General features: G+C 59.0%; 24 protein-coding genes. 8 read left to right on the forward strand and 16 right to left on the reverse strand.

The window, feature by feature from the left end:
- Positions 1–7 precede the first annotated feature (7 nt).
- From AC2FLG_RS12770 to AC2FLG_RS12810, 9 genes are all read right to left on the reverse strand, one after another.
- Positions 8–541, reverse strand: coding sequence for a NuoB/complex I 20 kDa subunit family protein (locus tag AC2FLG_RS12770; protein ID WP_037307875.1), 534 nt, complete (start codon positions 539–541; stop codon positions 8–10).
- On the reverse strand, positions 532–897 hold the full coding sequence (locus tag AC2FLG_RS12775) for an NADH-quinone oxidoreductase subunit A (RefSeq protein WP_496690852.1): 366 nt from the start codon (positions 895–897) through the stop codon (positions 532–534). Before AC2FLG_RS12775 ends, AC2FLG_RS12770 begins: the two co-directional genes overlap by 10 nt.
- Positions 898–1,079: 182 nt before the next feature.
- Positions 1,080–1,862, reverse strand: a complete 783-nt coding sequence (locus AC2FLG_RS12780) for a crotonase/enoyl-CoA hydratase family protein (protein ID WP_496706468.1) — start codon at positions 1,860–1,862, stop codon at positions 1,080–1,082.
- A gap of 3 nt (positions 1,863–1,865) precedes the next feature.
- Positions 1,866–2,720 (reverse strand): hydroxymethylglutaryl-CoA lyase, encoded by an 855-nt coding sequence (locus AC2FLG_RS12785; RefSeq protein WP_496706470.1) that lies wholly within the window; start codon positions 2,718–2,720, stop codon positions 1,866–1,868.
- 64 nt (positions 2,721–2,784) lie between these two features.
- A complete protein-coding gene (locus AC2FLG_RS12790; RefSeq protein ID WP_496706472.1) occupies positions 2,785–4,716 on the reverse strand; it encodes an acetyl/propionyl/methylcrotonyl-CoA carboxylase subunit alpha in 1,932 nt (643 codons plus the stop codon).
- Positions 4,717–4,719: 3 nt separating this feature from the next.
- Positions 4,720–5,145: an ASCH domain-containing protein gene (locus AC2FLG_RS12795; RefSeq protein WP_496690855.1), complete on the reverse strand. Its 426-nt coding sequence runs from the start codon at positions 5,143–5,145 to the stop codon at positions 4,720–4,722.
- Between the two features lies 1 nt (position 5,146).
- A complete protein-coding gene (locus AC2FLG_RS12800; protein ID WP_496706474.1) occupies positions 5,147–6,751 on the reverse strand; it encodes a carboxyl transferase domain-containing protein in 1,605 nt (534 codons plus the stop codon).
- The gene (locus tag AC2FLG_RS12805) at positions 6,748–7,260 is read right to left on the reverse strand and encodes a hypothetical protein (protein ID WP_142634912.1); all 513 of its coding nucleotides are present in this window, start codon (positions 7,258–7,260) and stop codon (positions 6,748–6,750) included. Before AC2FLG_RS12805 ends, AC2FLG_RS12800 begins: the two co-directional genes overlap by 4 nt.
- Positions 7,261–7,265: 5 nt before the next feature.
- Entirely contained in the window at positions 7,266–8,792 is a 1,527-nt protein-coding gene (locus tag AC2FLG_RS12810; protein ID WP_496706476.1) for an AMP-binding protein, read from the reverse strand.
- A 136-nt stretch (positions 8,793–8,928) separates the two neighbouring features.
- On the opposite strand from AC2FLG_RS12810, the gene AC2FLG_RS12815 reads away from it, so the two are divergent.
- Positions 8,929–9,534, forward strand: a complete 606-nt coding sequence (locus AC2FLG_RS12815; RefSeq protein ID WP_142635181.1) for an OmpW/AlkL family protein — start codon at positions 8,929–8,931, stop codon at positions 9,532–9,534.
- Between the two features lie 53 nt (positions 9,535–9,587).
- Here AC2FLG_RS12815 and AC2FLG_RS12820 read toward each other — a convergent pair whose 3' ends face one another.
- Positions 9,588–10,751, reverse strand: coding sequence for an isovaleryl-CoA dehydrogenase (locus AC2FLG_RS12820; RefSeq protein WP_496690857.1), 1,164 nt, complete (start codon positions 10,749–10,751; stop codon positions 9,588–9,590).
- Positions 10,752–10,927: 176 nt separating this feature from the next.
- Here AC2FLG_RS12820 and AC2FLG_RS12825 point away from each other — a divergent pair, with 176 nt between their 5' ends.
- Positions 10,928–11,998 (forward strand): Hint domain-containing protein, encoded by a 1,071-nt coding sequence (locus AC2FLG_RS12825; RefSeq protein WP_496706478.1) that lies wholly within the window; start codon positions 10,928–10,930, stop codon positions 11,996–11,998.
- On the opposite strand, the gene AC2FLG_RS12830 is transcribed toward AC2FLG_RS12825, so the two are convergent.
- On the reverse strand, positions 11,999–13,189 hold the full coding sequence (locus AC2FLG_RS12830; RefSeq protein WP_496706480.1) for a DegT/DnrJ/EryC1/StrS family aminotransferase: 1,191 nt from the start codon (positions 13,187–13,189) through the stop codon (positions 11,999–12,001).
- 40 nt (positions 13,190–13,229) lie between these two features.
- Positions 13,230–13,901: an HAD-IA family hydrolase gene (locus AC2FLG_RS12835; RefSeq protein WP_142634920.1), complete on the reverse strand. Its 672-nt coding sequence runs from the start codon at positions 13,899–13,901 to the stop codon at positions 13,230–13,232.
- A gap of 134 nt (positions 13,902–14,035) precedes the next feature.
- Between AC2FLG_RS12835 and glmU the strand changes: the two genes are divergently transcribed.
- The 4 genes from glmU to AC2FLG_RS12855 are packed head-to-tail and all read left to right on the forward strand — an operon-like array spanning position 14,036 to position 18,447.
- The gene (glmU, locus tag AC2FLG_RS12840; RefSeq protein WP_271950216.1) at positions 14,036–15,388 is read left to right on the forward strand and encodes a bifunctional UDP-N-acetylglucosamine diphosphorylase/glucosamine-1-phosphate N-acetyltransferase GlmU; all 1,353 of its coding nucleotides are present in this window, start codon (positions 14,036–14,038) and stop codon (positions 15,386–15,388) included.
- Positions 15,389–15,391: 3 nt separating this feature from the next.
- Positions 15,392–17,212 carry a glutamine--fructose-6-phosphate transaminase (isomerizing) gene (gene glmS / locus AC2FLG_RS12845; RefSeq protein ID WP_496706482.1) on the forward strand — a complete coding sequence of 607 codons (1,821 nt, stop codon included), beginning with the start codon at positions 15,392–15,394 and terminating at the stop codon, positions 17,210–17,212.
- Between the two features lie 3 nt (positions 17,213–17,215).
- Positions 17,216–17,761: a pyridoxamine 5'-phosphate oxidase family protein gene (locus AC2FLG_RS12850; protein ID WP_496702129.1), complete on the forward strand. Its 546-nt coding sequence runs from the start codon at positions 17,216–17,218 to the stop codon at positions 17,759–17,761.
- Entirely contained in the window at positions 17,758–18,447 is a 690-nt protein-coding gene (locus AC2FLG_RS12855; protein ID WP_142634928.1) for a DNA alkylation repair protein, read from the forward strand. The genes AC2FLG_RS12850 and AC2FLG_RS12855 overlap by 4 nt, the downstream gene beginning before the upstream one ends.
- Here the strand turns inward: AC2FLG_RS12855 and AC2FLG_RS12860 are convergent.
- On the reverse strand, positions 18,435–18,851 hold the full coding sequence (locus AC2FLG_RS12860; RefSeq protein ID WP_142634930.1) for a hypothetical protein: 417 nt from the start codon (positions 18,849–18,851) through the stop codon (positions 18,435–18,437). The two genes, AC2FLG_RS12855 and AC2FLG_RS12860, sit on opposite strands and share 13 nt — an antisense overlap.
- 90 nt (positions 18,852–18,941) lie before the next feature.
- Here AC2FLG_RS12860 and moaA point away from each other — a divergent pair, with 90 nt between their 5' ends.
- Together moaA and AC2FLG_RS12870 are read left to right on the forward strand one after the other, a co-directional pair.
- Complete coding sequence (gene moaA / locus AC2FLG_RS12865; RefSeq protein WP_496706484.1) at positions 18,942–19,949, forward strand: GTP 3',8-cyclase MoaA; 1,008 nt, start codon at positions 18,942–18,944, stop codon at positions 19,947–19,949.
- A 1-nt stretch (position 19,950) separates the two neighbouring features.
- Positions 19,951–21,261 carry a 3-deoxy-D-manno-octulosonic acid transferase gene (locus AC2FLG_RS12870; RefSeq protein WP_496706486.1) on the forward strand — a complete coding sequence of 437 codons (1,311 nt, stop codon included), beginning with the start codon at positions 19,951–19,953 and terminating at the stop codon, positions 21,259–21,261.
- A gap of 28 nt (positions 21,262–21,289) precedes the next feature.
- Here AC2FLG_RS12870 and AC2FLG_RS12875 read toward each other — a convergent pair whose 3' ends face one another.
- The 3 genes from AC2FLG_RS12875 to AC2FLG_RS12885 form a co-directional block, all read right to left on the reverse strand.
- Positions 21,290–22,453: a M20 aminoacylase family protein gene (locus AC2FLG_RS12875; protein WP_496706487.1), complete on the reverse strand. Its 1,164-nt coding sequence runs from the start codon at positions 22,451–22,453 to the stop codon at positions 21,290–21,292.
- A gap of 15 nt (positions 22,454–22,468) precedes the next feature.
- Positions 22,469–23,617: an MFS transporter gene (locus tag AC2FLG_RS12880; RefSeq protein ID WP_496706488.1), complete on the reverse strand. Its 1,149-nt coding sequence runs from the start codon at positions 23,615–23,617 to the stop codon at positions 22,469–22,471.
- 68 nt (positions 23,618–23,685) lie between these two features.
- Positions 23,686–24,963, reverse strand: coding sequence for a DUF3422 family protein (locus tag AC2FLG_RS12885; protein ID WP_142634941.1), 1,278 nt, complete (start codon positions 24,961–24,963; stop codon positions 23,686–23,688).
- Positions 24,964–25,041: the final 78 nt, after the last annotated feature.

Consider the following 25,041-nt stretch of genomic DNA (forward strand, 5'->3'; position numbering starts at 1 on the left):
CCCCTCCTCAGCGTACAATGGTGCCGGTGCGGCGGATTTTGCGCTGCAGCTGCATCAGACCATACAACAGCGCCTCAGCCGTTGGAGGGCATCCAGGCACATAGATATCGACCGGCACAATGCGGTCACATCCGCGCACAACAGAATAGGAATAATGGTAATACCCGCCGCCGTTGGCGCAGGATCCCATCGAGATCACATAGCGCGGCTCGGGCATCTGGTCATAGACCTTACGCAGCGCAGGCGCCATTTTGTTGGTCAGCGTTCCGGCCACAATCATAACGTCTGACTGACGTGGGGACGCGCGTGGCGCGATACCGAACCGTTCTGCATCATAACGCGGCATCGAGGTGTGCATCATCTCAACTGCGCAACAGGCCAGCCCGAAGGTCATCCAGTGCAACGACCCGGTTCGGGCCCAGTTGATGATGTCCTCCGTCGAGGTCAGCAGAAAGCCTTTGTCCTGCAGCTCGGCATTCAGGGCCTGGGTGGCGACTTCTTTGTCGACGCCGGCGGTGTTTGCACCCGTCATCACTCCCATTCCAGGGCCCCCTTCTTCCATTCATAGGCAAAGCCGATGGTCAGAACGCCCAGGAACACCATCATGGACCAGAATCCGACATCGCTGATGTCTTTGAAAGCCACGGCCCAAGGGAACAGGAACGCAATTTCCAGATCGAAGATGATGAAAAGAATCGCGACCAGATAGAATCGGACGTCGAATTTCATCCGCGCATCGTCGAAGGCGTTGAAGCCGCATTCATAAGCGCTGACCTTTTCAGGGTCGGGATTGCGGACGGCCAGCACCACAGCGGCAAGAATCAAGACGATTCCAAGGCCCGCAGCGACGACCAGAAACACCAGGATCGGGAGGTACTCCCGCAGCAGGTCTTCCACGAATAGCTCCTTTCCTGCGCGTGCCCCGTAGGGGAGCGCCGTCAATTAGCGTGTTGACTGGACATTCTCTATCCGCGCGGGGTCAGAGGGTCAACCAAACACAATCGCATGGCACCCTAATATTCCGTTTCATTCCAGCCGAACTTCGATCCGTGAAACGCCCAGACCGACAGAACGTAAACCTAACTATTCCATACAGGTTTTCGCTTGTCGAAGAATGCGCTAATTCCCTCATGCGCCTCGTCGGTTTCCCAGCGCGCAACCAGCGCCCGGATCGTTTGGTCGATAACGGGATCGTCAACGCGCGGCCCCAGACTATGGACCAAGGCCTTGGCCGAGGCCACCGCACCAGGCGCACATGACAAATAAGGTTCAACCTCGGCCTCGACAGCGTCCGCCAGATCTTCTGCTGAGGCCGTTTTGGCCAATAGGCCCAAATTGACGGCCTCGGCCGCGTCAAACAATCGGGCCGACATAAAGACCCGCCGCGCACGTGCCGCCCCCATCCGAGCGACAACATAGGGGCCGATGGTGGCCGGGATCAGGCCCAGTCGCGTCTCGGTCAAGCCCATTTTCAGGGTCTCGACACCTATTGCCACGTCGCAGACGGCGGCAAGGCCCACGCCGCCACCAAAGGCGTTGCCCTGTAACGCTCCGATCAGCGGTTTGGGCATCACGTTCAACGCCTGCAACATCTCGGCCAGCTTTCGCGCCTCGACAAAGCGTGTCTCAGGATCCGCCGCCATCTGGTCCTGCATCCAGCCCAGATCCCCACCGGCACAAAAGCTTTTGCCTGCTCCGGTCAGAACGACGACGCGCACAGTGCCATCGCCGCCCAACTGCACCGCCGCTTGTGTCAGTTCCCGGATCATCTGCGCGGACATCGCATTATGCTTTTCGAGGCGGTTCAGCGTCAGCGTTGCAACGCCACGTGGATCAACCGTGACCGAGATCGTTTCAAACATCGCCTACCCCGCCCTCATGGCCAGTGCCATTTGTGCCGCTTGTTCCACGATCCCCAGATCAAGCCCCGTTTCGTATCCAAGACGCTCTAGATGCGCGACCACGGCTTCGGTGGCCACGTTCCCTGCTGCGGCAGGTGCGTAGGGGCAACCGCCCAGCCCCCCGACTGCTGAGTCAAATGTCCGCACGCCCAGCGCCAATGCAGCGTCGATATTGTCGATGGCCCGACCATTGGTGTCGTGGAAATGTCCCGCCAAGCGGGTAACAGGCACCGTCTCACGCACCGCCAGAAGCATATGGGCGATAGTGTCCGGTGTTCCTTGCCCGATCGTATCTCCCAGCGATACCTCATAGCAACCCAGCGCAAATAGTGTGTCCGCAATCTCGGCCACCTTCTCGGGTGGGATCGGACCATCATAGGGGCAGTCGGTCACGCAGGACACGTAACCGCGCACCGGCAGGTCAATATGGCGCGCAGCCTCTAGGATCGGTTTGAACCTCTCAATGGATTCGGCGATGGTCGCGTTGACATTGGCCTTCGAGAACCCTTCCGAGGCAGATGCGAATACGGCAATCTCATCCGCTTTGGCAGACAAGGCGTCCTCGTACCCGCGCATATTAGGCGTCAGCGCCGCATAGCGCACCTTACCAACCCGCTGAATCCCGGCCAGAACATCGGCACTGCCAGCCATCTGGGGCACCCATTTCGGAGACACAAAACTGGCAACTTCGATCCGATTGAAGCCCGCCTTGCTCAGGCAATCGATCAGAGCGACCTTCTCGGCAACAGGAATTTCCCGCTGTTCGTTCTGCAGCCCATCACGTGGCCCTACTTCAAAAATGTCGACCCGTTCACCCATAGCTTTCGCCTCCCGTTATGCCGTGTTGTCCCGACTGTGCCACGTTGCGGCGCAGCGGGACAGATCATTCCTCCTCCAGCCGGACCAGCGCCGCGCCGGCCTCGACCTGAGCGCCCGTTTCGGCCAGCACCTCGGCGATCACGCCATCACGGGCAGCCAGCAAGGAATGTTCCATTTTCATGGCTTCCAGAATGGCCAGTCGATCACCTTCTGAAACGGCTTGCCCTACGGTGGCGAACATGGCCTTGACCAGACCGGGCATCGGCGCCTCGACCACATTCGTATCGCCCAAGGCGCTTGCATCGCGATCGAGCGGATCGACATGCTCAAACACTTGCCCATAGTCATCGAATACTGTGATTGTCACACCAGCCAGTGCCACGGGCGGCATCGGGCGGTCATCAATGTACCAGCCTCCATTGCGCCGTTGCGCCAGAACCGTTGTGTCCTTGATCTGCCAGACCTGCCGGTCAGGTCCTTCGACCTGTACGTCTAGATCAATGAGCTCGCTATCGCACTTCAACTGGACGGCCCGGTGCAGCGGCGCCCACAGGCTGAAACCCGTGTCGGGCCCGGTCTCGACCAGATCAAGCGCCGTCATGGCTGCTGCAACAATCAAGCGCGCGCGCGCATCAGAAGTTCGGACCAGCCCGTCGATATCCCGACCGATCAGCCCGGTATCGACATCGCCCGCCGCAAATCCAGGGTGCCGGGTCAGCGCGCCAAGAAACGAGAGATTCGTGACCGTCCCGGCAACCTCGGTCCGCCGCAGAACGCGGTGCAGGTTTTCCAGCGCCACCGCACGCGTCGGGCCATGCACCACGACCTTGGCAATCATCGGATCGTACCAGGGGCTGATTGTATCGCCGGACCGCACTCCGCTATCGGCGCGGCATTCCGCAGGAAAGCGCAGATGTGTCAGCGTACCTGTTGCGGGCAGAAACCCTTTGGGCACGTCCTCGGCGTAAAGCCGGGCTTCGAACGCATGCCCGTTGATCGTCAGGTCATCCTGCGTTTTTGGCAACGCCTCACCCGAAGCGACTCGCAACTGCCATTCGACCAGATCAACGCCGGTAATCGCCTCGGTCACGGGGTGTTCCACCTGCAAGCGCGTGTTCATCTCCATGAACCAGAACCGATCCGGGCGCAGCCCGTCCGATGCATCAACGATGAACTCAACCGTACCTGCGCCTTTGTAGCCAATCGCCTCGGCGGCCCGCACGCCCGCCTGCCCCATGGCCTCACGCATTTCAACCGTCATTCCGGGCGCCGGTGCTTCTTCGATCACCTTCTGGTGCCGCCGCTGCAGCGAACAATCGCGTTCGAACAGATGCACCGCCTGGGTGCCATCGCCGAACACCTGCACCTCGATATGCCGGGGCTTGGAAACGAATTTTTCGACCAGAACGGCATCGTTGCCAAAGGCGGTTTTCGCCTCTCCCCGCGCACTGTCTAGAGCCTCAGTAAAGTCTTCGGGGTGCTCTACCAGCCGCATCCCCTTGCCGCCGCCCCCCGCAACGGCCTTGATCAGCACTGGATAGCCGATGGTCTGGGCCGCGCCCGCCAGATGATCAGGGTCTTGGTTATCGCCGTGATAACCCGGAACCACGGGCACGCCCGCCTGCTCCATCAACACTTTTGCCGCGTCTTTGAGGCCCATCTTGCGGATCGCATCCGCCGAGGGCCCGATAAAGATCAGACCCGCAGCCTCAACAGCGTCAACGAAACCGGGGTTTTCAGACAGAAACCCATAGCCGGGGTGGATCGCCTGCGCGCCCGTATCCAGCGCTGCCTGAATGATCACATCACCCTTTAAATAGCTGTCCGCCGGGGCCGCGCCACCGATATGCACCGCCTCATCTGCCATTTGCACGTGCTTGGCGGAGGCATCCGCTTCGGAATACACGGCCACGCAAGTAACGCCCATTTTCTGAGCGGTTTCCATGACGCGGCAGGCAATCTCACCCCGGTTGGCAATCAAGATTTTGCTGAACATGGCTTACCCCTCAACCCCGAGATCTTCGACAAGTCGGAACCGCTCGCAGAGCAATTCCATTTCGGGATCAAACCCGCCGTTTCGCTCGAAATACCGGCGGTGATCTTCGCGCCATCCTTCAAGCGTCTCATTCTCGCCCTCGGCCAGCGCAAAATCCTCGGTCACATCGCAATATCGGCAGGTCGTTACCTCAATCGTTTCGATCACCAGCGCGGGACGGCCATCCCAGTCCAAAGCGATATCGCGCCGCCCAACGACCGGAGTATCAGCACTGCCTTCGGGATAGTCTCGCAAAGCACCGCAGGTTGCTGTTTTCCTTCCTGCACGCACTAAGGCCAAAAGTTCTGCGCTCAACGTTGCGTTGTCACCAAACTTGAAAGTCTGAGCACCCGGATAGCGGGCCATGACATCATTCAAAGAAACGTTCATCTTACATCCTGAACACGCCGAAACGTGTCTCCTTAATCGGGGCATTCAGGGCGGCACTCAGCGACAAGGCCAGAACATCGCGACTTTTGCGCGGGTCGATGATGCCATCATCCCATAGGCGCGCCGAGGCATAGAGTGGGTGAGATTGTTCCTCGAACATATCCAATGTTGGGCGCTTGAATTCGATCTCTTCCTCAGCCGACCAGCTGCCACCCTGCCGCTCGATCCCGTCTCGTTTGACGGTGGCCAGCACGCCCGCCGCCTGCTCGCCCCCCATTACGGAAATACGCGAGTTCGGCCAAGTCCACAGGAACCTCGGCTGATAGGCCCGCCCGGCCATGCCATAGTTCCCGGCCCCGAACGAGCCCCCGACAAGCATGGTGATCTTGGGCACCGAGGTCGTGGCAACGGCTGTCACCATCTTTGCCCCGTGCCGCGCGATGCCTTCGTTTTCGTATTTGCGGCCCACCATAAAGCCGGTGATATTTTGCAGGAATACCAGCGGAATTTTGCGTTGCGAGCACAGCTCGACAAAATGCGCGCCCTTTTGGGCGGCCTCGGAAAACAGCACGCCGTTGTTGGCGATGATCCCAACCGGGCAGCCTTTGACATGGGCAAACCCGGTCACAAGCGTCTCACCAAAGCGCGGTTTGAATTCGTCGAACCGAGAGCCATCGACAAGCCGCGCGATCACCTCGCGGATATCATAGGGCGTGCGCAGGTCGGCGGGAACAACGCCCAGAATTTCCTCGGGGTCATAAGCCGGGTCTTCGGGGCTGGCCCAATCCACGGTCTGCGGTTTGCGCAGGTTCAGAGATCCCACCGCCTGCCGCGCCAAGGCCAGCGCGTGGGCGTCGTCCTCAGCCAGGTAATCGGCCACGCCGGACAGACGGGTATGGACGTCGCCACCGCCCAGATCCTCGGCGCTGACAACCTCCCCGGTCGCGGCCTTGACCAAAGGCGGACCTGCCAGAAAGATCGTGCCCTGATCTTTGACGATGATCGTCACATCCGACATCGCGGGCACATAGGCCCCGCCCGCCGTACACGAACCCATGACCACCGCGATCTGAGGGATACCCTTCGCGCTCATCCGGGCCTGATTATAGAAGATGCGGCCAAAGTGGTCGCGGTCGGGAAAGACCTCATCCTGGTTGGGCAGGTTCGCCCCGCCGCTGTCGACCAGATAGATACAGGGGAGTTGGCTTTCCTCGGCAATCTCCTGCGCGCGCAGGTGTTTCTTGACCGACATCGGATAATAAGTGCCGCCCTTCACGGTGGCGTCGTTGCAAACCACCATGACCTCGCGCCCCTGCACCCGGCCAATGCCCGCAATCACACCAGCGCTTGGCGCGGCATCGCCATACATCCCATGCGCCGCCGTCGCGCCGATTTCCAGAAACGGGGACCCTGGGTCCAGCAGGTTCGCAACCCGGCGCCTGGGGAGCATCTTGCCACGGGATTCATGCCGCGCGCGGGATTTTTCACCCCCGCCCAGACGGGCCGCTTCCGCAGCGGCAGAGATTTGCGCCAGCGCGTCGAGATGGGCCGCGCGGTTTGCTTTGAAACCCTCGGAGGCGGGCATGGATTTGGATGTGAGTTTCATTCCTGAACCTCTCTTTGAGCGTAAATCTGGAGTCGCTGCGCCGTACGCGCGTCTGCGAGGCGCATCGCCTCGGACAGCACACTGGTCAGTTGCGGTGGAACCGTAGGGCTTGGATCAAGGCGTATTGCCGGTTCTTTTGCGCGGGCAAATGCGAATCGGTAACTTCGGGATCGAAATGTGCCAGAGATGGTCTCGGGAAGATTCGTGATCGTTTTTTGTCGAATTTCGTCGATACTCATTTCGAGTTTAGAAAAGCACTGGTCCTGACTTTCCAGAATACCAACAGAACAAACATCGATTGCGAGCCCCGCACAAAGCGCCACATCCTGAGACGCTGCACCACGAACGTCAATCAATGTGCTTTCATCGGTCACTTTTTCCAGTGTCTCAATTAGGACCTCCGAAAAGGTTTGAAGGCATGATTTCATCAACGCATCAGCAAGGCGAAAATCTCCAGCTGCAACGAAAGACGGAAATGTTGCAAAGAAAAATGCGATGCTGACTAACATTCGACTCATTGCCTTACCTCACCCACCGCACGCGCCTTCAAATCCTTCCGGATCACCTTCCCCGTCACCGTCATCGGCAATTCTTCCAGAAACGCCACTTCGCGCGGATAGGAATACTGCGCCAGACGATCCTTGACCCAATCCTGCAACTCTCGCTCCGCAACCGTGGCTCCCGGTTTCAACACGACATAGGCCTTCACAATCTCAGTCCGCAAAGGATCAGGTTTACCGACCACACCAACTGTCGCCACCGCCGGATGGGTCAACAGGCAATCCTCGATCTCAGCAGGGCCGATGCGATACCCGGCGGAAGTGATCACATCGTCATCGCGGCCAACAAAGCGTAAGTACTCACCCTCCCACATGCCGCGATCTCCGGTGATCAGCCAATCGCCGCGGAACTTCTCGGCCGTGGCCTCAGGTCGGTTCCAGTATTCCAGCAGCATCGAGGCCGAGCCTCGGCGGATGGCCACGTCGCCCTCTTGATCTGTGGGCTGGCCATCCTGGTCGATCACTGCAACTTCATGCCCAGGAACCGGTTTACCGATGCAACCCGGGCGCACCGGAAAATCCTCAGCGCAGGAAGACACGACCATGTTGCATTCGGTCTGGCCGTAGAATTCGTTGATCGTCAGGCCGAACGCCTGCTTCCCCCATTCCAACATCTCGGCACCCAGCGGCTCCCCTCCGGAAGCGACCGAGCGCAGACCGGGGATCGCCTGATCCGTGGCCTTGAGCATCCGCAATGCGGTAGGCGGAAAGAACACGTTCCGTACCCCGCCACGTGCGATCACATCTACACAGGCCTCTGGGGTGAATTTCTCAAGCCGGGCCGCCACAACGGGAATGCCCAGTGCCAGCCCTGGCATCAACACATCGAACAACCCGCCAATCCATGCCCAGTCGGCGGGCGTCCACAGAAAGTCACCTTCGCGCAGATGGTTGTGGCTGATCGAGACCCCCGGCAAATGGCCGGTCAAAACCCGATGCCCATGCAGCGCGCCTTTGGGGCTGCCCGTGGTGCCGGAAGTATAGATCAGAACTGCCGGATCCTCGGGGCCGGTATCCGCAAAGGGCACCGGATCATCAGACGGAGCTATCTGATCGACCCGAACCGGTACGGCCAAATCCCCCAGCAGCGCAGCACCCTCTGCGTCTGTCAACACCAGTTGCGCCCCTGCATCCGCGACACGCGAGGCCAGCGCATCATGTTTGAACAATTTAAACAAAGGCACCGAAATCGCGCCGATCTTCCAGATCGCAAGATGCGCCGCCGCGCAGCCGGGTGACTGGCTGAGCAGTACTCCAACGCGATCCCCAGGCCGCACCCGATCGAGCAAGGCGAGTGCGATGTCATCGGCCAAGCGTCCGAGTTGTGCAAACGTGACGACCTTGCCCTCACCCCCGGTCAGATCGATGATCGCCGTCTGCTCTGGGGGCTGTTCCAAGCATTGCCGCGCCATGTTCAACCGGTCCGGCAGATCCCAGCCCCCACCCTGATGCAAACCAGGTATGCCTTCAGCGGGACACATTACCGAAACCCTTTGTTTTTCTATGTCTTTTCTGAATCGAGCCACCAAAGACGGTCACGGGAATTTGATGCAGATCAGAGTCGGCGGGCTCTGCTTCATGCAAAACCCGGTCATCAACAAATCCAAAGGCCGTAAAATGACCAAGAAACTCGCCGCTTTGACTCTTTCGACCGCGCTCGTCGCGTTTGCTGCGCCCGTTTTCGCCCAAAATCAGGGCGACTGGACCGTTGGTGTCGGTGTCGGCTATCTCGACCCGAAATCCGACAATGGGTCCCTCGCCGGGCTGGATGCAGATGTCGATTCCGACACACGCCCGATCTTTACTGCCGAGTATTTCGTTCGGGATAATCTGGGTATCGAGCTGCTGGCCGCCACACCGTTCAGCCATGAGGTCACACTGGGTGGCAGCCTCGACGCAGGGACCGTCAAACACCTGCCGCCCACACTGTCGCTGAACTATCACTTCCCGACCAACTCGGTCTGGAAACCCTATGTCGGCGCGGGCATCAACTATACCATCTTCTTCGACGAAAAATCGGCTCTCGGTGATCTCGAACTCGACAACTCGGTCGGCCTCGCACTGCAGGCCGGTCTGGACTATATGGTCACCGAAAAAGGTGCCGTGCGTCTGAACGTTCGCTGGTTCGATATCGACTCGGATGTCACACTGAACGGTGCCGATATCGGCACCGCTGAAATCGATCCTTGGCTGGTCGGCGTATCCTACGTTCACCGCTTCTGATCCTTTACACAGAACGCCCTGCCGTTACCTCGTCGGTGGGGCGTTTTTTTTGCTCAGAGCATTTCGTTCATCAGTTCCCGTCCGATCAGCATCCGGCGGATTTCGCTGGTGCCGGCGCCGATTTCCATCAGCTTGGCGTCGCGGAATATGCGGCTGACCGGCGAATCCGACAGGAACCCCGCGCCGCCCATAGCCTGAACTGCCTGATGGGCCTGCGTCATGGCCTGTTCCGAAGCATACAGACAGCACGCTGCCGCATCTTGCCGGGTCACATCCCCACGGTCACAGGCCTTGGCGACCTCGTAGACATAAGCCCGGGCAGAATTCGTGGCCGTGTACATGTCAGCAATCTTGCCTTGCATCAGCTGAAAGCTGCCAATCGGTTTGCCGAACTGCTTGCGCTCGGCCAAATACGGCATGACTTCGTCCAGACAGGCGGCCATGATTCCGGTTCCGATCCCGGCGAGCACAACGCGTTCGTAGTCCAGCCCTGACATCAGAACCGCGACACCCTTACCCTCTTCGCCCAGAACATTTTCAAAGGGCACCTCGACGTCATCAAAAATCAATTCCGCCGTGTTTGATCCGCGCATGCCCAGCTTGTCGAAATGGGGCGACGTGGAAAAGCCCGTCATCTCTTTTTCGACCAGAAAGGCGGTGATCCCTTTGGATCCAGCATCAGGATCCGTCTTGGCGTAAACGACCAGAGTATCCGCGTCCGGCCCGTTCGTGATCCAGTATTTGCTTCCGTTCAGCCGGTAGTGGTCGTTGCGCTTTTCCGCCTTCAGCTTCATCGAAACGACGTCTGATCCGGCGGACGCCTCAGACATGGCCAGCGCACCCACATGTTCGCCGGAAATCAACCGAGGCAGATATTTCGCCTTTTGCTCTGGGCTGCCGTTCAGCTTGATCTGATTGACGCACAGGTTTGAATGCGCCCCGTATGACAATGAGATTGAGGCAGAGGCCCGCGCCACTTCTTCGACCGCGACGGTATGGGCCAGATAGGACATGGCCGCGCCACCATATTCCTCGGACACTGTAATTCCCAGCAGGCCCAATTCGCCCATCTCGCGCCAAAGCTCATTGGGAAACGCGTTCGAGGCATCGACCTTCGCGGCCATCGGCTTCACCCGCTCTTGCGCCCAGCGATGCACCATTTCACGCAGTGCGTTCACATCTTCACCCAGATCGAATTGCATGGCCGCCGTGAACATCGAACTCTCCCAGTAAATGAACGATTGTTCAAATAATCTGCCATGACCATGAACCCGGGTCAAGCGCTGACCGAAAAAGGTTCACCCGCGAGCCGATCCGGAGCGTCACAAATTCACCATACTCGACGATTAGATCGCCAAAGCCGTTAAGGTTTTTTGCTTCAAGGATTCTGCGAATGGCCCCAACCAATGTCATCGTAAATGGTACTTTTAATAGCGGTTCCGCAAATTGGTCTGGTACGGATATCGAAGCTGACCACACTGAAGGTGCCTATCTCGGGAATGGTTCATCGAATCGTGTGGCCGAAATGGATGGCAACGCAAGCCAAGTCACGGTGATGGAGCAAACCTTTACGCTGGATGACCCCAAATCCGGCGAGCTTAGCCTGGATTCCGCACTTAGGACGGCATCTAACTCAAATGCAGGCAGCGAAGGATTTACCGTCGAGATTCTGGACAGCAACGGCGTCGTTATCGCCTCGATGACTGTCCTGCCGACTGCGAACAGCTTTTCCACATTCACCATGCAGGTCGATTTCCCTTCCGCCGGTGACTATACCCTGCGCCTTACCGAACTTGGCCTTAATGATAGCCTTGGCGCCATTGTCGATAACATCGAGTTACTGGTGTGTTTTTGTCAGGGCACCCTGATCGAGACGGAACTCGGGGAACGTCCCGTTGAAACCTTGCGTGAAGGTGATCTTGTGCTGACCCGATCGGGGCTGAAACCGGTCAGATGGATCGGACAGCGGCATCTTTCGGCAACCGATCTGGCAATCAATCCAAACCTGAATCCGGTTCGAATCGCGAAATCCGCATTGGGGGACGGTTTGCCGAAACAGGATCTTCTGGTTTCCCGGCAGCACAGAATGCAAATCTCTTCGGCGGTGGCGCAGCGCATGTTCGGATCGCCGGATGTGCTGGTCGCGGCTATCAAGCTGTCGGAATTGCCGGGAATCGAGATAGACAACAGCCTTGATCAGGTTGTGTATTACCACCTGCTGTTCGACAACCACGAAATCGTTTTTGCAAATGGCGCCCCGAGCGAAAGCCTGTTGCTGACCGACACGTCACTGGCATCCGTTACGGCGCAGGCCCGCGAAGAAATCCAAATGATCTTTCCAAATCTGCTGGAAGCCAAAAATACGGTGCCGTCTTATCCGATCCCTGAAAATCGGCTGCAAAAACGACTGGTCGAGCGGCTGCGGAAGAACCAAAAATCCCCGCTCGAATCGCAGGCAATGTGATCAGGACTGGAACACCGCGCCGACTTCAGAGCGAATGATCCGTGCGATCAACCGGCAATCATCCAGTGAAAAAGTCAATGGCACCCGCATATCCATGATCCCGGTCAAAATGCGGTCACTCGCAGGCAGAGGCGCGCTTTCCACATATCGCCAACTGTCATAGCGCGAAGTAAACCCGGTGGGCTCTGCTCCGCCGAACCATTTCAGATCCACACCACGCGCCGCGCAGCGCTGCATCACAAGAGCAATCCGTTCGGGTGACCAGTCCAGCAGCAAGAACTGAATCGACGAGCCCACATAAGTTTCCGCCTCGGGTCGTTCGACAATGGTAAGTCCCGGCGTGCCGCGCAGCCCTTTTTCGATCTCGACATAGCGCTCATTCCACCGGTCAATCTGTTGTTCCAGGTTGCGAAGTTGTGGCCTAAGGATCGCGGCCCTCAAATTGTCCATGCGCCCTGAGACATTGGGCGTGGTGTACTTGATCCGCTCGAATACCTCTGGGCCCGGCGCTGCAAGGTGGCGCTCATACAGCATGTAGGATCCTGAAAGGACCGTCGCCTTGGCAGCCAGTTCCTCGTCATCGGTAATCAACAACCCGCCTTCACCGGAATTTATGTGCTTGTAGGTCTGGCAGGAATAACACCCGATAACGCCCTGCCGTCCGGATTTTTGCCCGCACCATGCGGCGCCCATCGTGTGCGCGCAATCTTCGATCACAGCCACACCGGCGGCATCACAGATTTGCATCAACCGATCCATGTCGCACAGATGCCCGCGCATATGGCTGAGCATCAGCACATCAGACTGATCCAGTTTGCTTTCGAGATCATCCAGATCAATCGTCAGCGCTTCGGTCACACCGACAAATACCGGCTTGGCTCCGATCGAGGCAATCGCCCCCGGCACCGGCGCCAGGGTGAAAGCGTTGGTCAGAACCGTATCTCCTGGCTGCACCCCTATCGCGCGCAATGCTGTCGCCAGTGCATAGCCGCCCGAGGAGACCGCCAGACAATATTTTGCGCCGGTCTGCGCGGCAAATTCCTGTTCTAACAGGGCGGTCTCGGCCAGTTCGCCGGGCGACACGTTATATCTGTGCAGCCGGCCATGACGCAAAACGGCCAGAGCCGCCTCGATCGCCTCATCCGGGATTGGTTCCTGCTGGGTGAAATTGCCAGTAAACTTCTCAGTCATCTTTTCGCTCTTGCAGCCGCGATGGGCCGGGGTCAAGGGGTCAGGCTGCAGCTCCGACCAAATCAAAAACAAGTTTCGGCAGGTCATCAAAATGATGCAACAGCGCTTCGGGTTTCAGCGCAGCCATGTCGTCGCCAGATGGCCCGAATGTTACAAGCACCGAAGGTACACCTGCAGCACGCGCCGTATTCCGGTCGGTGTCGGAATCCCCGATCAGAACGCACAGATCCGGGTGTCCGCCGGCCCGGCGGGCAGCTTCACGCAGGGGCTCCGGATCGGGTTTGCGAACCGGCAAAGTATCCGCGCCGACGAGTGAGCCAAACCGGTCGCGCACACCCATTTGGGTCAGCAGCTGATGTGCCAGAGCCTCGGGTTTATTAGTGCAGATACCAACGCCATAGCCGGCCTCTTTCAACTTTCCAACCGCGTCCAGCGCGCCTGGATAAAACCGGGTATGGGTGTCAATCGCCTCCGAGTACGCTTCTAAAAGCATCGGGTAATAAGCGTGAACAGCCTGCTCGTCATAGGCCCCAACCCGCTTCAAACCGTGGGTCAGCATCATCCGCCCACCACGCAGAGCGATGCCAGCATCCTGCCCGTGGACCAGCACATCGCCGTGCCCCATATCGCGAAAACAATGGTTTGCGGCCTCCAGCAAATCCCCGGAAGTATCCGCCAGTGTCCCGTCCAGATCAAAGATGACTGTTCGCATTACGCCTCCTGCCTCGGCGGGTTTTCGCCACGTCTTGTTGCAAACGGCAATCTAGTTTGATGGCTGAACCGCTTGCGACTTTACCCTCAGCGGATAAAACGGACTGCAACAAAACACAAAGAGAAAACGATTTCATGAGTATCGCCCTTGTCATCCTTGCTGCCGGTAAAGGCACCAGGATGAATTCGGATATCCCGAAAGTCCTGCACCCGATTGCTCAGGCGCCTATGCTGGTCCATGCCATGCGCGCTGGTGCTGTTCTGTCGCCCGAGCGGACCGTCATTGTCACCGGGCACGGGTCCGAAGCCGTTGCCAAAGCAACCCTGGCCGAGGACGAGACCGCACAAATCGCCATTCAGGCCGAACAGCTGGGCACCGCCCATGCTGTCGCACAGGCGCGCGAAGCGCTGCAGGGTTTCAACGGCGACGTGGTTGTTCTGTACGGAGACACGCCCTTTTTGCAACCCGATACGTTGGAACGTATGATCGAAGCGCGGGCCAAGAACGATCTGGTTATTCTGGGTTTTGAGGCCGCAGATCCTGCACGCTATGGCCGGTTGGTCATGAACGGACAGGCCCTTGAACGCATCGTCGAATACAAAGATGCCTCGGATAAAGAGCGCGATATAACACTTTGTAATTCTGGTCTTTTGGCCTGTGACGCTGAATTGCTGTTTTCGCTGATCGACAGCGTGGGAAATGACAATGCCGCCGGTGAATATTACCTGCCGGATGTCGTGGCAATCGCCCGATCCCGTGGCCTGAATGTCACCGCAGTCGCCTGTGACGAGGCACAGACGCTGGGTGTGAACTCACGCGTTGACCTGGCCGCTGCGGATGCGGTTTTTCAGGCCCGTGCCCGCGCCGAACTGCTGGATTTGGGGGTCACGCTGATGGCGCCGGAAACCGTCTATCTGGCCGCTGATACCGTCATTGGCCGCGATACGGTGATCGAACCCAACGTGGTCTTTGGCCCCGGTGTCACGGTGGAAAGCGGTGCAACGATCCGCGCGTTTTCGCATCTTGAGGGCTGCCATGTCAGCCGCGGCGCCATCGTCGGCCCCTATGCCCGCCTGCGCCCCGGCGCTGAGCTGGCGGAAAACACCCGCGTCGGAAATTTTGTTGAAATCAAGAATGCTGAGATCGCCGAAGGCGCCAAGGTCAACCATCTCAGCTATATCGGGGACGCAACGGTTGGGGCGGCGACAAATATCGGCGCGGGCACGATCACCTGCAACTATGATGGCGTGATGAAGCACCAAACGACCATCGGCCAGAACGTCTTTGTCGGATCGAACACCATGTTGGTGGCACCTGTCACCATTGGTGACGGCGCGATGACGGCCACCGGAACCGTGGTGACGCGCGATGTGGAAGCGGATGCTTTGGCCGTTGCGCGCGCCAAGCAGGACAACAAGCCCGGTTATGCGCGTAAATTGTTTGACATGTTGACGGCGAAGAAGGCTCGTCGCGACAAAGGAGCCTGACAGATGTGTGGGATTGTAGGCGTATTGGGCAAGCACGAAGCTGCCCCTATCCTGGTCGAGGCCCTAAAACGGCTGGAATACAGGGGGTATGACAGTGCAGGCATTGCTACGGTCAATGGCGGATCCCTGGGTCGGCGTCGGGCTGTAGGCAAGCTGGTAAACCTCAGCGACCTGCTGGTGCATGACCCGCTTCTCGGTAAATCCGGTATCGGCCATACCCGCTGGGCCACCCATGGCGCGCCGACAGTTTCGAATGCGCATCCCCACCGGGCCGGGCCGGTTGCCGTTGTTCACAACGGCATCGTTGAAAACTATCGAGAGCTGCGGACAGAGCTGGCGGAACACGGGATCGGGTTCGAAACCGAAACCGATACGGAAACCGTCGCCCTGATGGCTGAACATTACCTCAAATCAGGGCTGCCCCCGGTTGAAGCCGCCTATAAAACCATCGACCGGCTGGTCGGCGCATTTGCCTTGGCCTTTCTGTTTGACGGCGAAGATGACCTGATCGTGGCCGCGCGCAAAGGCTCGCCACTGGCAATCGGGCACGGGGACGGAGAGATGTTTGTCGGCTCGGACGCCATCGCGCTAGCGCCGCTGACGGATCGCATCACCTATCTGGAAGAAGGTGACCGTGCGGTTGTGACCCGCACATCGCTGGAAATCCGCAACGAAGCAGGTGAGCTTGCCAATCGCGAAACCCGCAAGATCAAAGTGGATCACAGCCGCGCCGACAAGGCCGGGCACAAGCATTTCATGGCCAAGGAAATCGCGGAACAGCCGATTGTGGTTGCCGAGGCGATCCGGTCCTACCTGCCCTCTGCCGGGGATCAGGTCGTTCTGCCGGGGGATCTGGATTTCACCAAGCTGGACCGTCTGACGATGGTCGCTTGCGGGACTGCTTTCTACGCCTGTTTGACCGCCAAATACTGGTTCGAGCAACTTGCCAGAATACCGGTCGAAGTCGATATCGCCAGCGAATTTCGCTATCGTGAACCTCCGATCCCGGAACGCACTATGGCGCTGTTTGTTAGCCAATCGGGTGAAACCGCCGACACGCTGGCCGCCCTGCGGTATTGCGACGGCAAAGCGGACAAGGTCGTCTCTGTCGTCAATGTTCCAGAAAGCTCGATCGCACGTGAAAGTGACATCGCCCTGCCGATCCATGCCGGGGTCGAGATAGGCGTCGCCTCGACCAAAGCCTTCACCTGTCAGCTGAGCGTGTTGCTGATGCTGGCGCTCAAGGCTGCCGCGGACCGTGGCACGTTGAGCGACGAGGAACTTGCCGATCACGCCGCCGCGTTGCGCGGGCTGCCTTCCGTGCTGAACACCGCGTTGGATCAGAACCGGGCCATCAGGAAATCCGCCCAGCGCTTGTCCGAGGCGCGCGATGTTCTGTTTCTGGGACGCGGCCTGATGTACCCGCTGGCGATGGAAGGGGCGCTGAAACTCAAGGAAATCAGCTATATCCATGCCGAAGGTTATGCTTCGGGTGAGCTAAAGCACGGCCCCATTGCCCTGATCGACAAACACATGCCCGTGGTGGTTCTGGCCCCGCGAGACACGGTGTTCGACAAAACCGTGTCGAATATGCAAGAGGTCATGGCACGCAAGGGTAAAGTCATCCTGGTGTCCGATGATGACGGCATCGCCGAGGCCGAAGACGGGGTCTGGAGCACGATCCGCATGCCGCATGTGCACCCTAGCCTTGCGCCGATCCTCTATTCGGTGCCCGCTCAGCTGCTGGCCTATCATACGGCGGTGGCCAAGGGCACGGATGTGGACCAGCCGCGCAATCTGGCGAAATCCGTAACGGTGGAGTGACGCATGTCCAAGCAATTTCCGGCGCTGGATGACGCCCATCGCAAGTTTATCGAGGATCAGCATCTGTTCTTCGTCGGCACCGCCGGACCTGAAGGACGGGTCAATATCTCTCCCAAAGGGATGGACTCGCTGCGGGTACTGGGGCCCAATCGGATTGTCTGGATGAACCTGACCGGCAGTGGCAATGAAACCGCCGGGCATTTGCTTGAGGTCAATCGCATGACCCTCATGTGGTGTTCCTTCACCACACGCCCGCTGATCCTGCGGACCTATGGCACCGCGCGTACATTGCATGCCGGGGACGAGGGCTGGGACGCGTTGGCCGGGCTGTTTCCCGACCACCGCAGCGCCCGCCAGATCTATGACATTGCGATTGACATGGTTCAGACCTCTTGCGGGTATGCCGTACCGTTCATGGAATACCAGTCCGAAAGGGACACGATGCAGAAATGGGTCGACGGTAAGTCCGATGACGATATCCGCGATTATTGGGTTGAGCGGAACCATCAGACGATCGACGGCAAGCCAACACGCGCTGCGGACCAATGACCCCCGTCACCTATCTTGACCAGATCCGGGCCCATGCCGACCCCGAGCGCGCCGTGCAGATGGCGGCTTATCACAAGGTCGAACGCCTCTATCTGGGCGTTGCAAATCCGGTTCTGAACGACCTGACCAAACTATGGCGACAGGAACTGGACGTTGCTGCGCGGGTGGATCTGGCTGACGCCCTCTGGCAGACCGATATCCATGAGGGCCGTCTGGCCGCAGCCAAGTTGCTGACCCAAGCCCGTATCCGCCCCGATGAGGCTGCTTGGGACCTGCTGCAAAGCTGGTTGCCAGATTTCGATGCCTGGGCGGTGGCAGATCACGCCTGTATGGCGATGCAGAAACGCTTGTCTGCGGACCCGGCGCGGTTGGATCAGGTCGAAAGCTGGACAGCGTCAGACCATATGTGGACACGGCGCGCCGCGCTGGTCGCCACCCTGCCCTGGACCAAGCAGAACCACCCTAAGCCAGAAGACCTGAACCGGCGCGACCGTATTCTTGGCTGGGCAGCGGGCTATGTGCCCGACCGTGACTGGTTCATCCAGAAAGCAATCGCATGGTGGCTGCGCGAGCTGTCGAAACATGACGCGGACCGAGTGGTTAACTTTCTGCGCGACCATAGTGCGGCCATGAAGCCCTTTGCCCGGCGTGAAGCAGGTAAATATCTGAAAGGTCAGTTGGAATAAACTTCCAGCTCGACAAGTTCGTCATAAGGCAAAAGCAGCGCCCGCATTGCATCCAGCGACAGCCTGCTGCCGCCGCTTTCGGGCCCACGGGCCGGGACCAGCGTGATATAGGCCTGCGCCCCTGTTCTGGGCACAACAACACGTCCTGTGAACTCTGTCTCGACCAAAGGCGTTTCCATCCAGCGTCCCGGCGTTGTCGGATCACCCAAGCTGGCAATGGTGGTCTTGGCGCCAACCCAACCAGCGGCGGTTGCGGGGACCGGAACGGATTCGGTGACGTCAGCTTCCGCGGCGACCTCTGGTTCAGCCGCAGGTTTGTCGCGACCGAAAACCCGATCAGTTGTCGAGCGGACAGTGTCACAGCCCGCAACAAGGATACAAATGGTCAGCAGAGTGTATTTCATGGCCTGAACTTAGCCCCCCTCACAGGACTGTGCCAGCACAAAGCACAGTTCAGGCTTGTCGCAGGCCAGTCGCCGCTTTACGTATGACTCATGACAGCTCCGCTTATCGACCCGTTCGCACGTGCCATCACCTATCTCCGCGTCTCCGTTACGGATCGCTGTGATTTTCGCTGTGTTTACTGCATGTCCGAAGACATGAAGTTCCTGCCGAAAAAGGATCTGCTGACGCTGGAAGAGCTGGACCGTATGTGCACGACCTTCGTGAAGATGGGCGTGGAAAAGCTGCGCATCACCGGGGGCGAGCCGCTGGTCCGCCGAAACATCATGTCATTCTTCCATGCCATGACCCGGCATCTGGACAGCGGCGCGTTGAAAGAGCTGACGCTGACAACCAATGGCTCGCAACTGCACCGCTTTGCTGACGATCTCTATGCGGCGGGCGTACGCCGGGTGAATGTGTCGCTGGACACGTTGGATGATGAGAAATTCAGCCAGATCACCCGTTGGGGCCGGTTGAAACAGGTTCTGAACGGAATTGATACTGCCCAAAAGGCTGGCCTGCGGGTCAAGATCAACGCTGTGGCCCTGAAGGGTTTCAACGAGGCCGAACTTCCAACAATCACCCAATGGTGCGCTGAGCGCGACATGGATCTGACCTGGATCGAGGTGATGCCGATGGGCGATATCGGGAACGAGAACCGTCTGGATCAGTACTGGTCGCTCAAGGATGTCCGCAAGGAATATGAAAGCCACTATACCGTCTCCGATCTGGCAGAACGCACCGGTGGCCCGGCGCGATATGCGCGGCTTGAAGAAACGGGCCAGAAGATCGGCTTTATCACTCCGCTGTCGCATAATTTCTGCGAAAGCTGCAATCGCGTCCGCCTGACCTGTACGGGTGAGCTGTATATGTGTCTGGGGCAAGAGGATATGGCCGATCTGCGTGCCCCCCTGCGAGATCATCTCGATACCGAGGCGCCGCTGGAACAGGCCATCCGCGCGGCGATAAATCTTAAGCCCAAAGGCCACGACTTCGACTATTCCCGCCAGGCGGTCGACGGCAAGATGAGCCGCCACATGAGCCATACGGGCGGCTGACATGACCGCCCCCTCTGTCCAGCCGACGCTGCTTTACCGTTTGTATTGCAGCCTGACCGCCGTTGCCGCACCTTTGGCTTGGCGCACCGTGCGCAAGAAACTCCTGGCGGCAGATGTCCCGACAATTCGTCAGCATGAAAGGCTCGGCCATGCCAGCCTACCACGCCCCAAGGGCCGATTGATCTGGTTCCACGCTGCAAGTGTGGGGGAAACCCTGTCGGTCATCAGCCTGATCAAACGGCTGGGTGAACGCCTGCCGGATGCCCAGTTCCTGGTGACCTCGGGCACCCCAACTTCGGCGGCGCTGATCGAAAAACGGATGCCACCCCGTACGCGACACCAGTATCCGCCGCTGGACACCGCAGGGCCGGTCCGGCGATTTCTGGATCACTGGCGCCCCGAAGCCGGAGTATTTGTCGAAAGCGAAATCTGGCCACGCCTGATCGTTGACGCGGCTGGACGGGGAATCCCTCTGGCCCTGTTGAATGCCCGCCTGTCAGAGAAATCCGTCGAAGGTTGGAAAAAACGGCCGCAATCCGCACGATTCATTTTGGACAATTTCAGCCTGTTCCTGACCCAGAATGGCAAAACCGCCGCTAATCTGGTGGACATGGGGGCTGTGGCGGACCGCGTGCAACCGGGAACCAACCTCAAAGCGATGTCCGATCCGCTTCCGGTCGATAATTTTGTGTTGGAAGATATTCAGACCCAGATTGCAGGGCGTCCTGTGTGGATCGCCAGCTCGACCCATGCCGGAGAAGAAGAGATTGTTCTAGCCGCCCATGCGAAATTGTTGGAGCGCTGGCCCAACCTTGTGCTGCTGTTGATCCCGCGCCACCCCGACCGCAGGCAGGATGTGGCTGCGCTGTTGAAACAGGCTGTTCAAACTGCCGTATTCCGAACATCCGAAGGGCGTATCGACACCGAAACACAGGTCTATGTTGCCGACACACTGGGCGAGACTGGCACGTGGTACGCGCTTTGCCCGATCGTATTTCTGGGCGGTTCGCTGCATGAGATCGGCGGACATAACCCGTTCGAACCCGCTCAGGCCGGGGCGGCAGTAATAACCGGTCCCGGATACTTCAACTTTGCCGAGACCTTTGCGCCGCTCATCGAAACCGGTGGCGCGGTTGAGGTGAACTCGGCGCAGGCCCTGGCAGACGCGGTCGCGGTTTGGCTCAGCGATCAGGACGCGCTGGATACAGCGCGCGATGCCGCAAAATCCTGCGTCAACACGCAGAAATCCGCGCTCGATTCCATTGTCGAGACCCTGTGCGACCGGCTTGGCCTGAAGACCACCGGCGTTTAGGGGCAGAGCACCTGCCTGCCCCTTGGGATCACGCCGCTGGCATCCTTTGTTCCACGATTTCGGCCCACCAGCTGCATCCTGCAGGGATGGCCTCATCGTTGAAGTTGTATTCAGGGTGATGCACTGCAGCGGTGTCCCCGTTGCCCACCAGAATATAAGCGCCGGGGCGTTCTTCGAGCATAAAGGCGAAATCCTCGCCGCCCATGATCAGCGGTGCCTGGTCACAATCGCCCGAGACGGACCGCGCCACCTGGGCCGCGAAATCGGTTTGATCATCACTGTTCACCATCACCGGGTAGCCTCGGTAATAGGTCACCTCAACCGCTCCTCCAAATGTGGCGGCCACTCCGGTGCAGATCTCGGTCACGCGCTTTTCGGCCATATCCCGCATGTCCCGGCTCATTGTACGGACCGTACCGCGCAGCTTTACAGTCTGAGGGATCACGTTGAATGCGTTTGAAGAGGTTTCGAAGGAGGTCACCGAAACAACCACCTGATCCACCGGGTCAGCGTTTCGCGCCGCGATGGTCTGGAGCGCCAGAACCGCCTGCGCCGCCATCACCGTTGTATCCACGGTTTCATGCGGCTTGGCTGCGTGGCCGCCCTTGCCTTCAAAAACGATGTCGAACTGATCAGTAGCTGCGAAAAACGCGCCAGGACGGATGGCGAAACTGCCCACCGGACGGCCGGGCCAGTTATGCATTCCGTAGACTTCCTGAATGCCCCAGCGGTCCATCATCCCGTCTTCACACATCTCACGACCACCGCCGCCACCTTCTTCGGCAGGTTGGAAAATGACCACCACTGTCCCGTCAAAATTCCGTGTTTCCGAAAGGTATTTCGCCGCCCCCAACAACATCGCAGTATGACCATCATGGCCGCAGGCGTGCATCGCCCCATCGGTATTCGAGGCATAGTCCAATCCGGTCGCCTCATGGATCGGCAGCGCATCCATATCGGCACGCAAACCGATAACCTTGCCGCCCGTGTCCGCCTTGCCCTTGATCACACCCACCACGCCCGTTCGGCCAATTCCGGTGACCACCTCATCGCAGCCGAACTCTTTCAGCTTTTCCGCCACCAGCGCACTGGTGCGATGGGTTTCAAACAGGATCTCTGGATTTTGGTGGATATCACGCCGCCATTCCGTGATTTCACTCTGCAGTTCTGCGAACCGGTTTTTGATCGGCATGTGTATCTCCCAAAATCATCGTTCGTCGCTGTCACCGGGACGCAACGCGCCGGATAACAGGACAATGAAAACAGCCAGCGGCAGCAAGGCCATGAATGCAACACGCAATGTAAGCATCTCTGCCAGAAACCCAATAAGGGGCGGGCCAATCAACAACCCGCCATACCCTAATGTGGCCACGCTGGCGATGGCTTGACCAGGCGGGACATGCGGATCATTTGCCGCCCTGCTGAACGCAACCGGCATGATCACTGCATATCCAAGCCCCATCAGTCCAAACCCAACCAGAGCAATCCCGGGGCCTTCGGCCGAAACCACAGCCAGCACCCCCAAGGCGGCGCATACCCCTCCGAAACGGGCCGTTGCGGTTGGTCCGAACCGCGCGATCACGACGCCGCCTGCAAGACGGAAGGCGACCATCGTGACCGAAAACACCGCAAATCCCAGCGCCGCGACACTTTCGGGCGCACCGGTCACATCCCGCAGGAAGATCGCGCTCCAATCTGCGACGGCCCCTTCACCCAACGCCCCGCACAGGGCAAAGAACCCGACAAGTATCAACCCACCCGACGGGAGGGCAAAAACCGCCCCGCCCGAGGGCGCAACACGGCGCGAATTCCACTGCACCCGGGACAGGGCCAATGTCAGCCCAACCACGAGGCCACCGGCCAGCAAAAAGTGCTGCATCACCGTCAGGTCCGCTTGCACCGCGCCAAATCCGCTCAACGCGCCCAAACCCGCCCCCAAGCTCCACATGGCGTGGAACGACGACATGACGGGCCTGTCATAGGCGCGCTCAACCTCGGCGGCCCAGGCGTTCATCGCCACATCCATCGAGCCGTGGAAGGCCCCGAATACGAACAGGAAAAACGCCAGCGCCCAAAAGCTTCCGGCAAAGGCCAGCAGGATAAGGGAGGCGGTATAAAGAATGGCGATGATCCGTGTGATCACCACAGCCCCGAACCGATCTGTCAGACGTCCGGTAACCGGGAACGAACACACAGCCCCAGCCGCCATGAACAGCAAGCCGTAGCCAAGCGCTTCGTGCGACAGGTCCAGGTGATCCCTGACTGCGGGAATACGCGAGGCCCAGATCCCGAACAAAGCGCCGTTCAAAATGAACATGGCCGCCACGGCCCGCCAAGCGGCCATAATTCCGATCACGTATTTTCCTTTGCTCCGCGCCCGCCCCTGTCAGTTCTACAGCCTAGGGAAGGTTTAGCAAACGCGGATCAGGCCAACCGCTTTCGTATATGCCTGATACCCAGCCAGACACACAGGACAACCGGCAAGGTTGCCGCCGCGGTCAGCATCCCCTTGCTGATCCCGGTGGCGGTCAACGGGTACAACAGATAGCTGGCCAGTGAGACCGCATAATAGCTAATCGCCACCACGGAAAGCCCCTCGACTGTGTGCTGCAACCTCAGGGCTAGATCAGCACGGCGGTCCATACTTTCCAGCAATGCCTGATTCTGGGCGCTGCGTTCCACATCTACCCGGGTCCGCAGCAACTCACCCCCCCGGATCGCCCGGTCGGACAAGGTCTGCAGCCGACTTTCCGTGGCTTTCACTGTCCGAATTGCGGGCTCATACCTGCGCATCATGAAATCGGCAAAGGACTGACGGCCCTCGAACCTTTCCTCGCGCAATACTTCGATCCGTTGGTTCACGATGGCTTCATAGGCCCCGGTAGCCCCAAAGCGAAATGCGCATCGGGCAGAAAGCGTTTCCAATTCGATGGATGTTGACAGCAGATCCGGCAGTAGTTCGTCAGGATGCGCCGAGTTATCTGTCATCTGCCCCATAAGCCGGGTCAGCTTTCCATCCAGCTCTCCGATTTTCGGCATCAGTTGCTTGATGCGAGCAAAGCCCAACATGGACATGGCCTTGTAGGTTTCGATCTCGCACAGGCGCTGGATGATGCGCCCGGTTCGGCGCTGTCCTGTTCCCTTGGTCACGAAGAGCGCGAACCGCATATGCCCAGCCGGATCAATCCGAAAGTCACTGGCACAAATCGCAGCATCATCCAGCACGCGCGCAACCGCAAGGCTTTCGGGTTCGAACCATTCGGCCAGCGCGGCTTTTACCGCCTCATCATCTGGTCTTTCAGTCACCCGAACCATGGCCGAGGTTATCCTCTGGCCCGGGCTGGCCATCAGCCAATCAGGTGGGAAAGCCTCAAAATCAGCGGGGTTGAAGGCCCGGTCACTGACATTCCGGGTGATCGCCGTATAGGTCACAAATTCCGTGTGCTGCTCCCACTTGAGCCAGTGACGCCCGATCTGGCCAGCGTAATGCGTCGCGTCCGGCTGCGGGTGCTGCGCACCGTGTCGGTCCAAAAGATTGACCAGATGGGCAATGTCTTCGCTCCGGTCCCGCGCAACAGCCGCCACGGGTTTCTTGATGGCCAAAAACGCAACGGTGCATGGCGTCGAGGCCACGGGAAACGGGCGCGCATGCAGCTCGTTGGCCAGCGAATAGCGCAATGGATGATCGTCGATCGGCGTCATTGAATGCTCCGGCGTTGTCCGGCGCACTATACGACAGTTCAAAAATACATCAATTATCTTTTTATTTCAATAGCTTAC

This window comes from Ruegeria sp. CDSA193 (assembly GCF_059611885.1).

Excerpts from the sequence above, each read along its gene's own strand:
- AC2FLG_RS12770 (WP_037307875.1), bottom strand. The coding sequence starts at position 541 with ATGGGAGTGATGACGGGTGCAAACACCGCCGGCGTCGACAAAGAAGTC.
- AC2FLG_RS12780 (WP_496706468.1), bottom strand. The coding sequence starts at position 1,862 with ATGTTTGAAACGATCTCGGTCACGGTTGATCCACGTGGCGTTGCAACG.
- AC2FLG_RS12785 (WP_496706470.1), bottom strand. The coding sequence starts at position 2,720 with ATGGGTGAACGGGTCGACATTTTTGAAGTAGGGCCACGTGATGGGCTG.
- AC2FLG_RS12790 (WP_496706472.1), bottom strand. The coding sequence starts at position 4,716 with ATGTTCAGCAAAATCTTGATTGCCAACCGGGGTGAGATTGCCTGCCGC.
- AC2FLG_RS12795 (WP_496690855.1), bottom strand. The coding sequence starts at position 5,145 with ATGAACGTTTCTTTGAATGATGTCATGGCCCGCTATCCGGGTGCTCAG.
- AC2FLG_RS12800 (WP_496706474.1), bottom strand. The coding sequence starts at position 6,751 with ATGAAACTCACATCCAAATCCATGCCCGCCTCCGAGGGTTTCAAAGCA.
- AC2FLG_RS12805 (WP_142634912.1), bottom strand. The coding sequence starts at position 7,260 with ATGTTAGTCAGCATCGCATTTTTCTTTGCAACATTTCCGTCTTTCGTT.
- AC2FLG_RS12810 (WP_496706476.1), bottom strand. The coding sequence starts at position 8,792 with ATGTGTCCCGCTGAAGGCATACCTGGTTTGCATCAGGGTGGGGGCTGG.
- AC2FLG_RS12815 (WP_142635181.1), top strand. The coding sequence starts at position 8,929 with ATGACCAAGAAACTCGCCGCTTTGACTCTTTCGACCGCGCTCGTCGCG.
- AC2FLG_RS12820 (WP_496690857.1), bottom strand. The coding sequence starts at position 10,751 with ATGTTCACGGCGGCCATGCAATTCGATCTGGGTGAAGATGTGAACGCA.
- AC2FLG_RS12825 (WP_496706478.1), top strand. The coding sequence starts at position 10,928 with ATGGCCCCAACCAATGTCATCGTAAATGGTACTTTTAATAGCGGTTCC.
- AC2FLG_RS12830 (WP_496706480.1), bottom strand. The coding sequence starts at position 13,189 with ATGACTGAGAAGTTTACTGGCAATTTCACCCAGCAGGAACCAATCCCG.
- AC2FLG_RS12835 (WP_142634920.1), bottom strand. The coding sequence starts at position 13,901 with ATGCGAACAGTCATCTTTGATCTGGACGGGACACTGGCGGATACTTCC.
- glmU (WP_271950216.1), top strand. The coding sequence starts at position 14,036 with ATGAGTATCGCCCTTGTCATCCTTGCTGCCGGTAAAGGCACCAGGATG.
- glmS (WP_496706482.1), top strand. The coding sequence starts at position 15,392 with ATGTGTGGGATTGTAGGCGTATTGGGCAAGCACGAAGCTGCCCCTATC.
- AC2FLG_RS12850 (WP_496702129.1), top strand. The coding sequence starts at position 17,216 with ATGTCCAAGCAATTTCCGGCGCTGGATGACGCCCATCGCAAGTTTATC.
- AC2FLG_RS12855 (WP_142634928.1), top strand. The coding sequence starts at position 17,758 with ATGACCCCCGTCACCTATCTTGACCAGATCCGGGCCCATGCCGACCCC.
- AC2FLG_RS12860 (WP_142634930.1), bottom strand. The coding sequence starts at position 18,851 with ATGAAATACACTCTGCTGACCATTTGTATCCTTGTTGCGGGCTGTGAC.
- moaA (WP_496706484.1), top strand. The coding sequence starts at position 18,942 with ATGACAGCTCCGCTTATCGACCCGTTCGCACGTGCCATCACCTATCTC.
- AC2FLG_RS12870 (WP_496706486.1), top strand. The coding sequence starts at position 19,951 with ATGACCGCCCCCTCTGTCCAGCCGACGCTGCTTTACCGTTTGTATTGC.
- AC2FLG_RS12875 (WP_496706487.1), bottom strand. The coding sequence starts at position 22,453 with ATGCCGATCAAAAACCGGTTCGCAGAACTGCAGAGTGAAATCACGGAA.
- AC2FLG_RS12885 (WP_142634941.1), bottom strand. The coding sequence starts at position 24,963 with ATGACGCCGATCGACGATCATCCATTGCGCTATTCGCTGGCCAACGAG.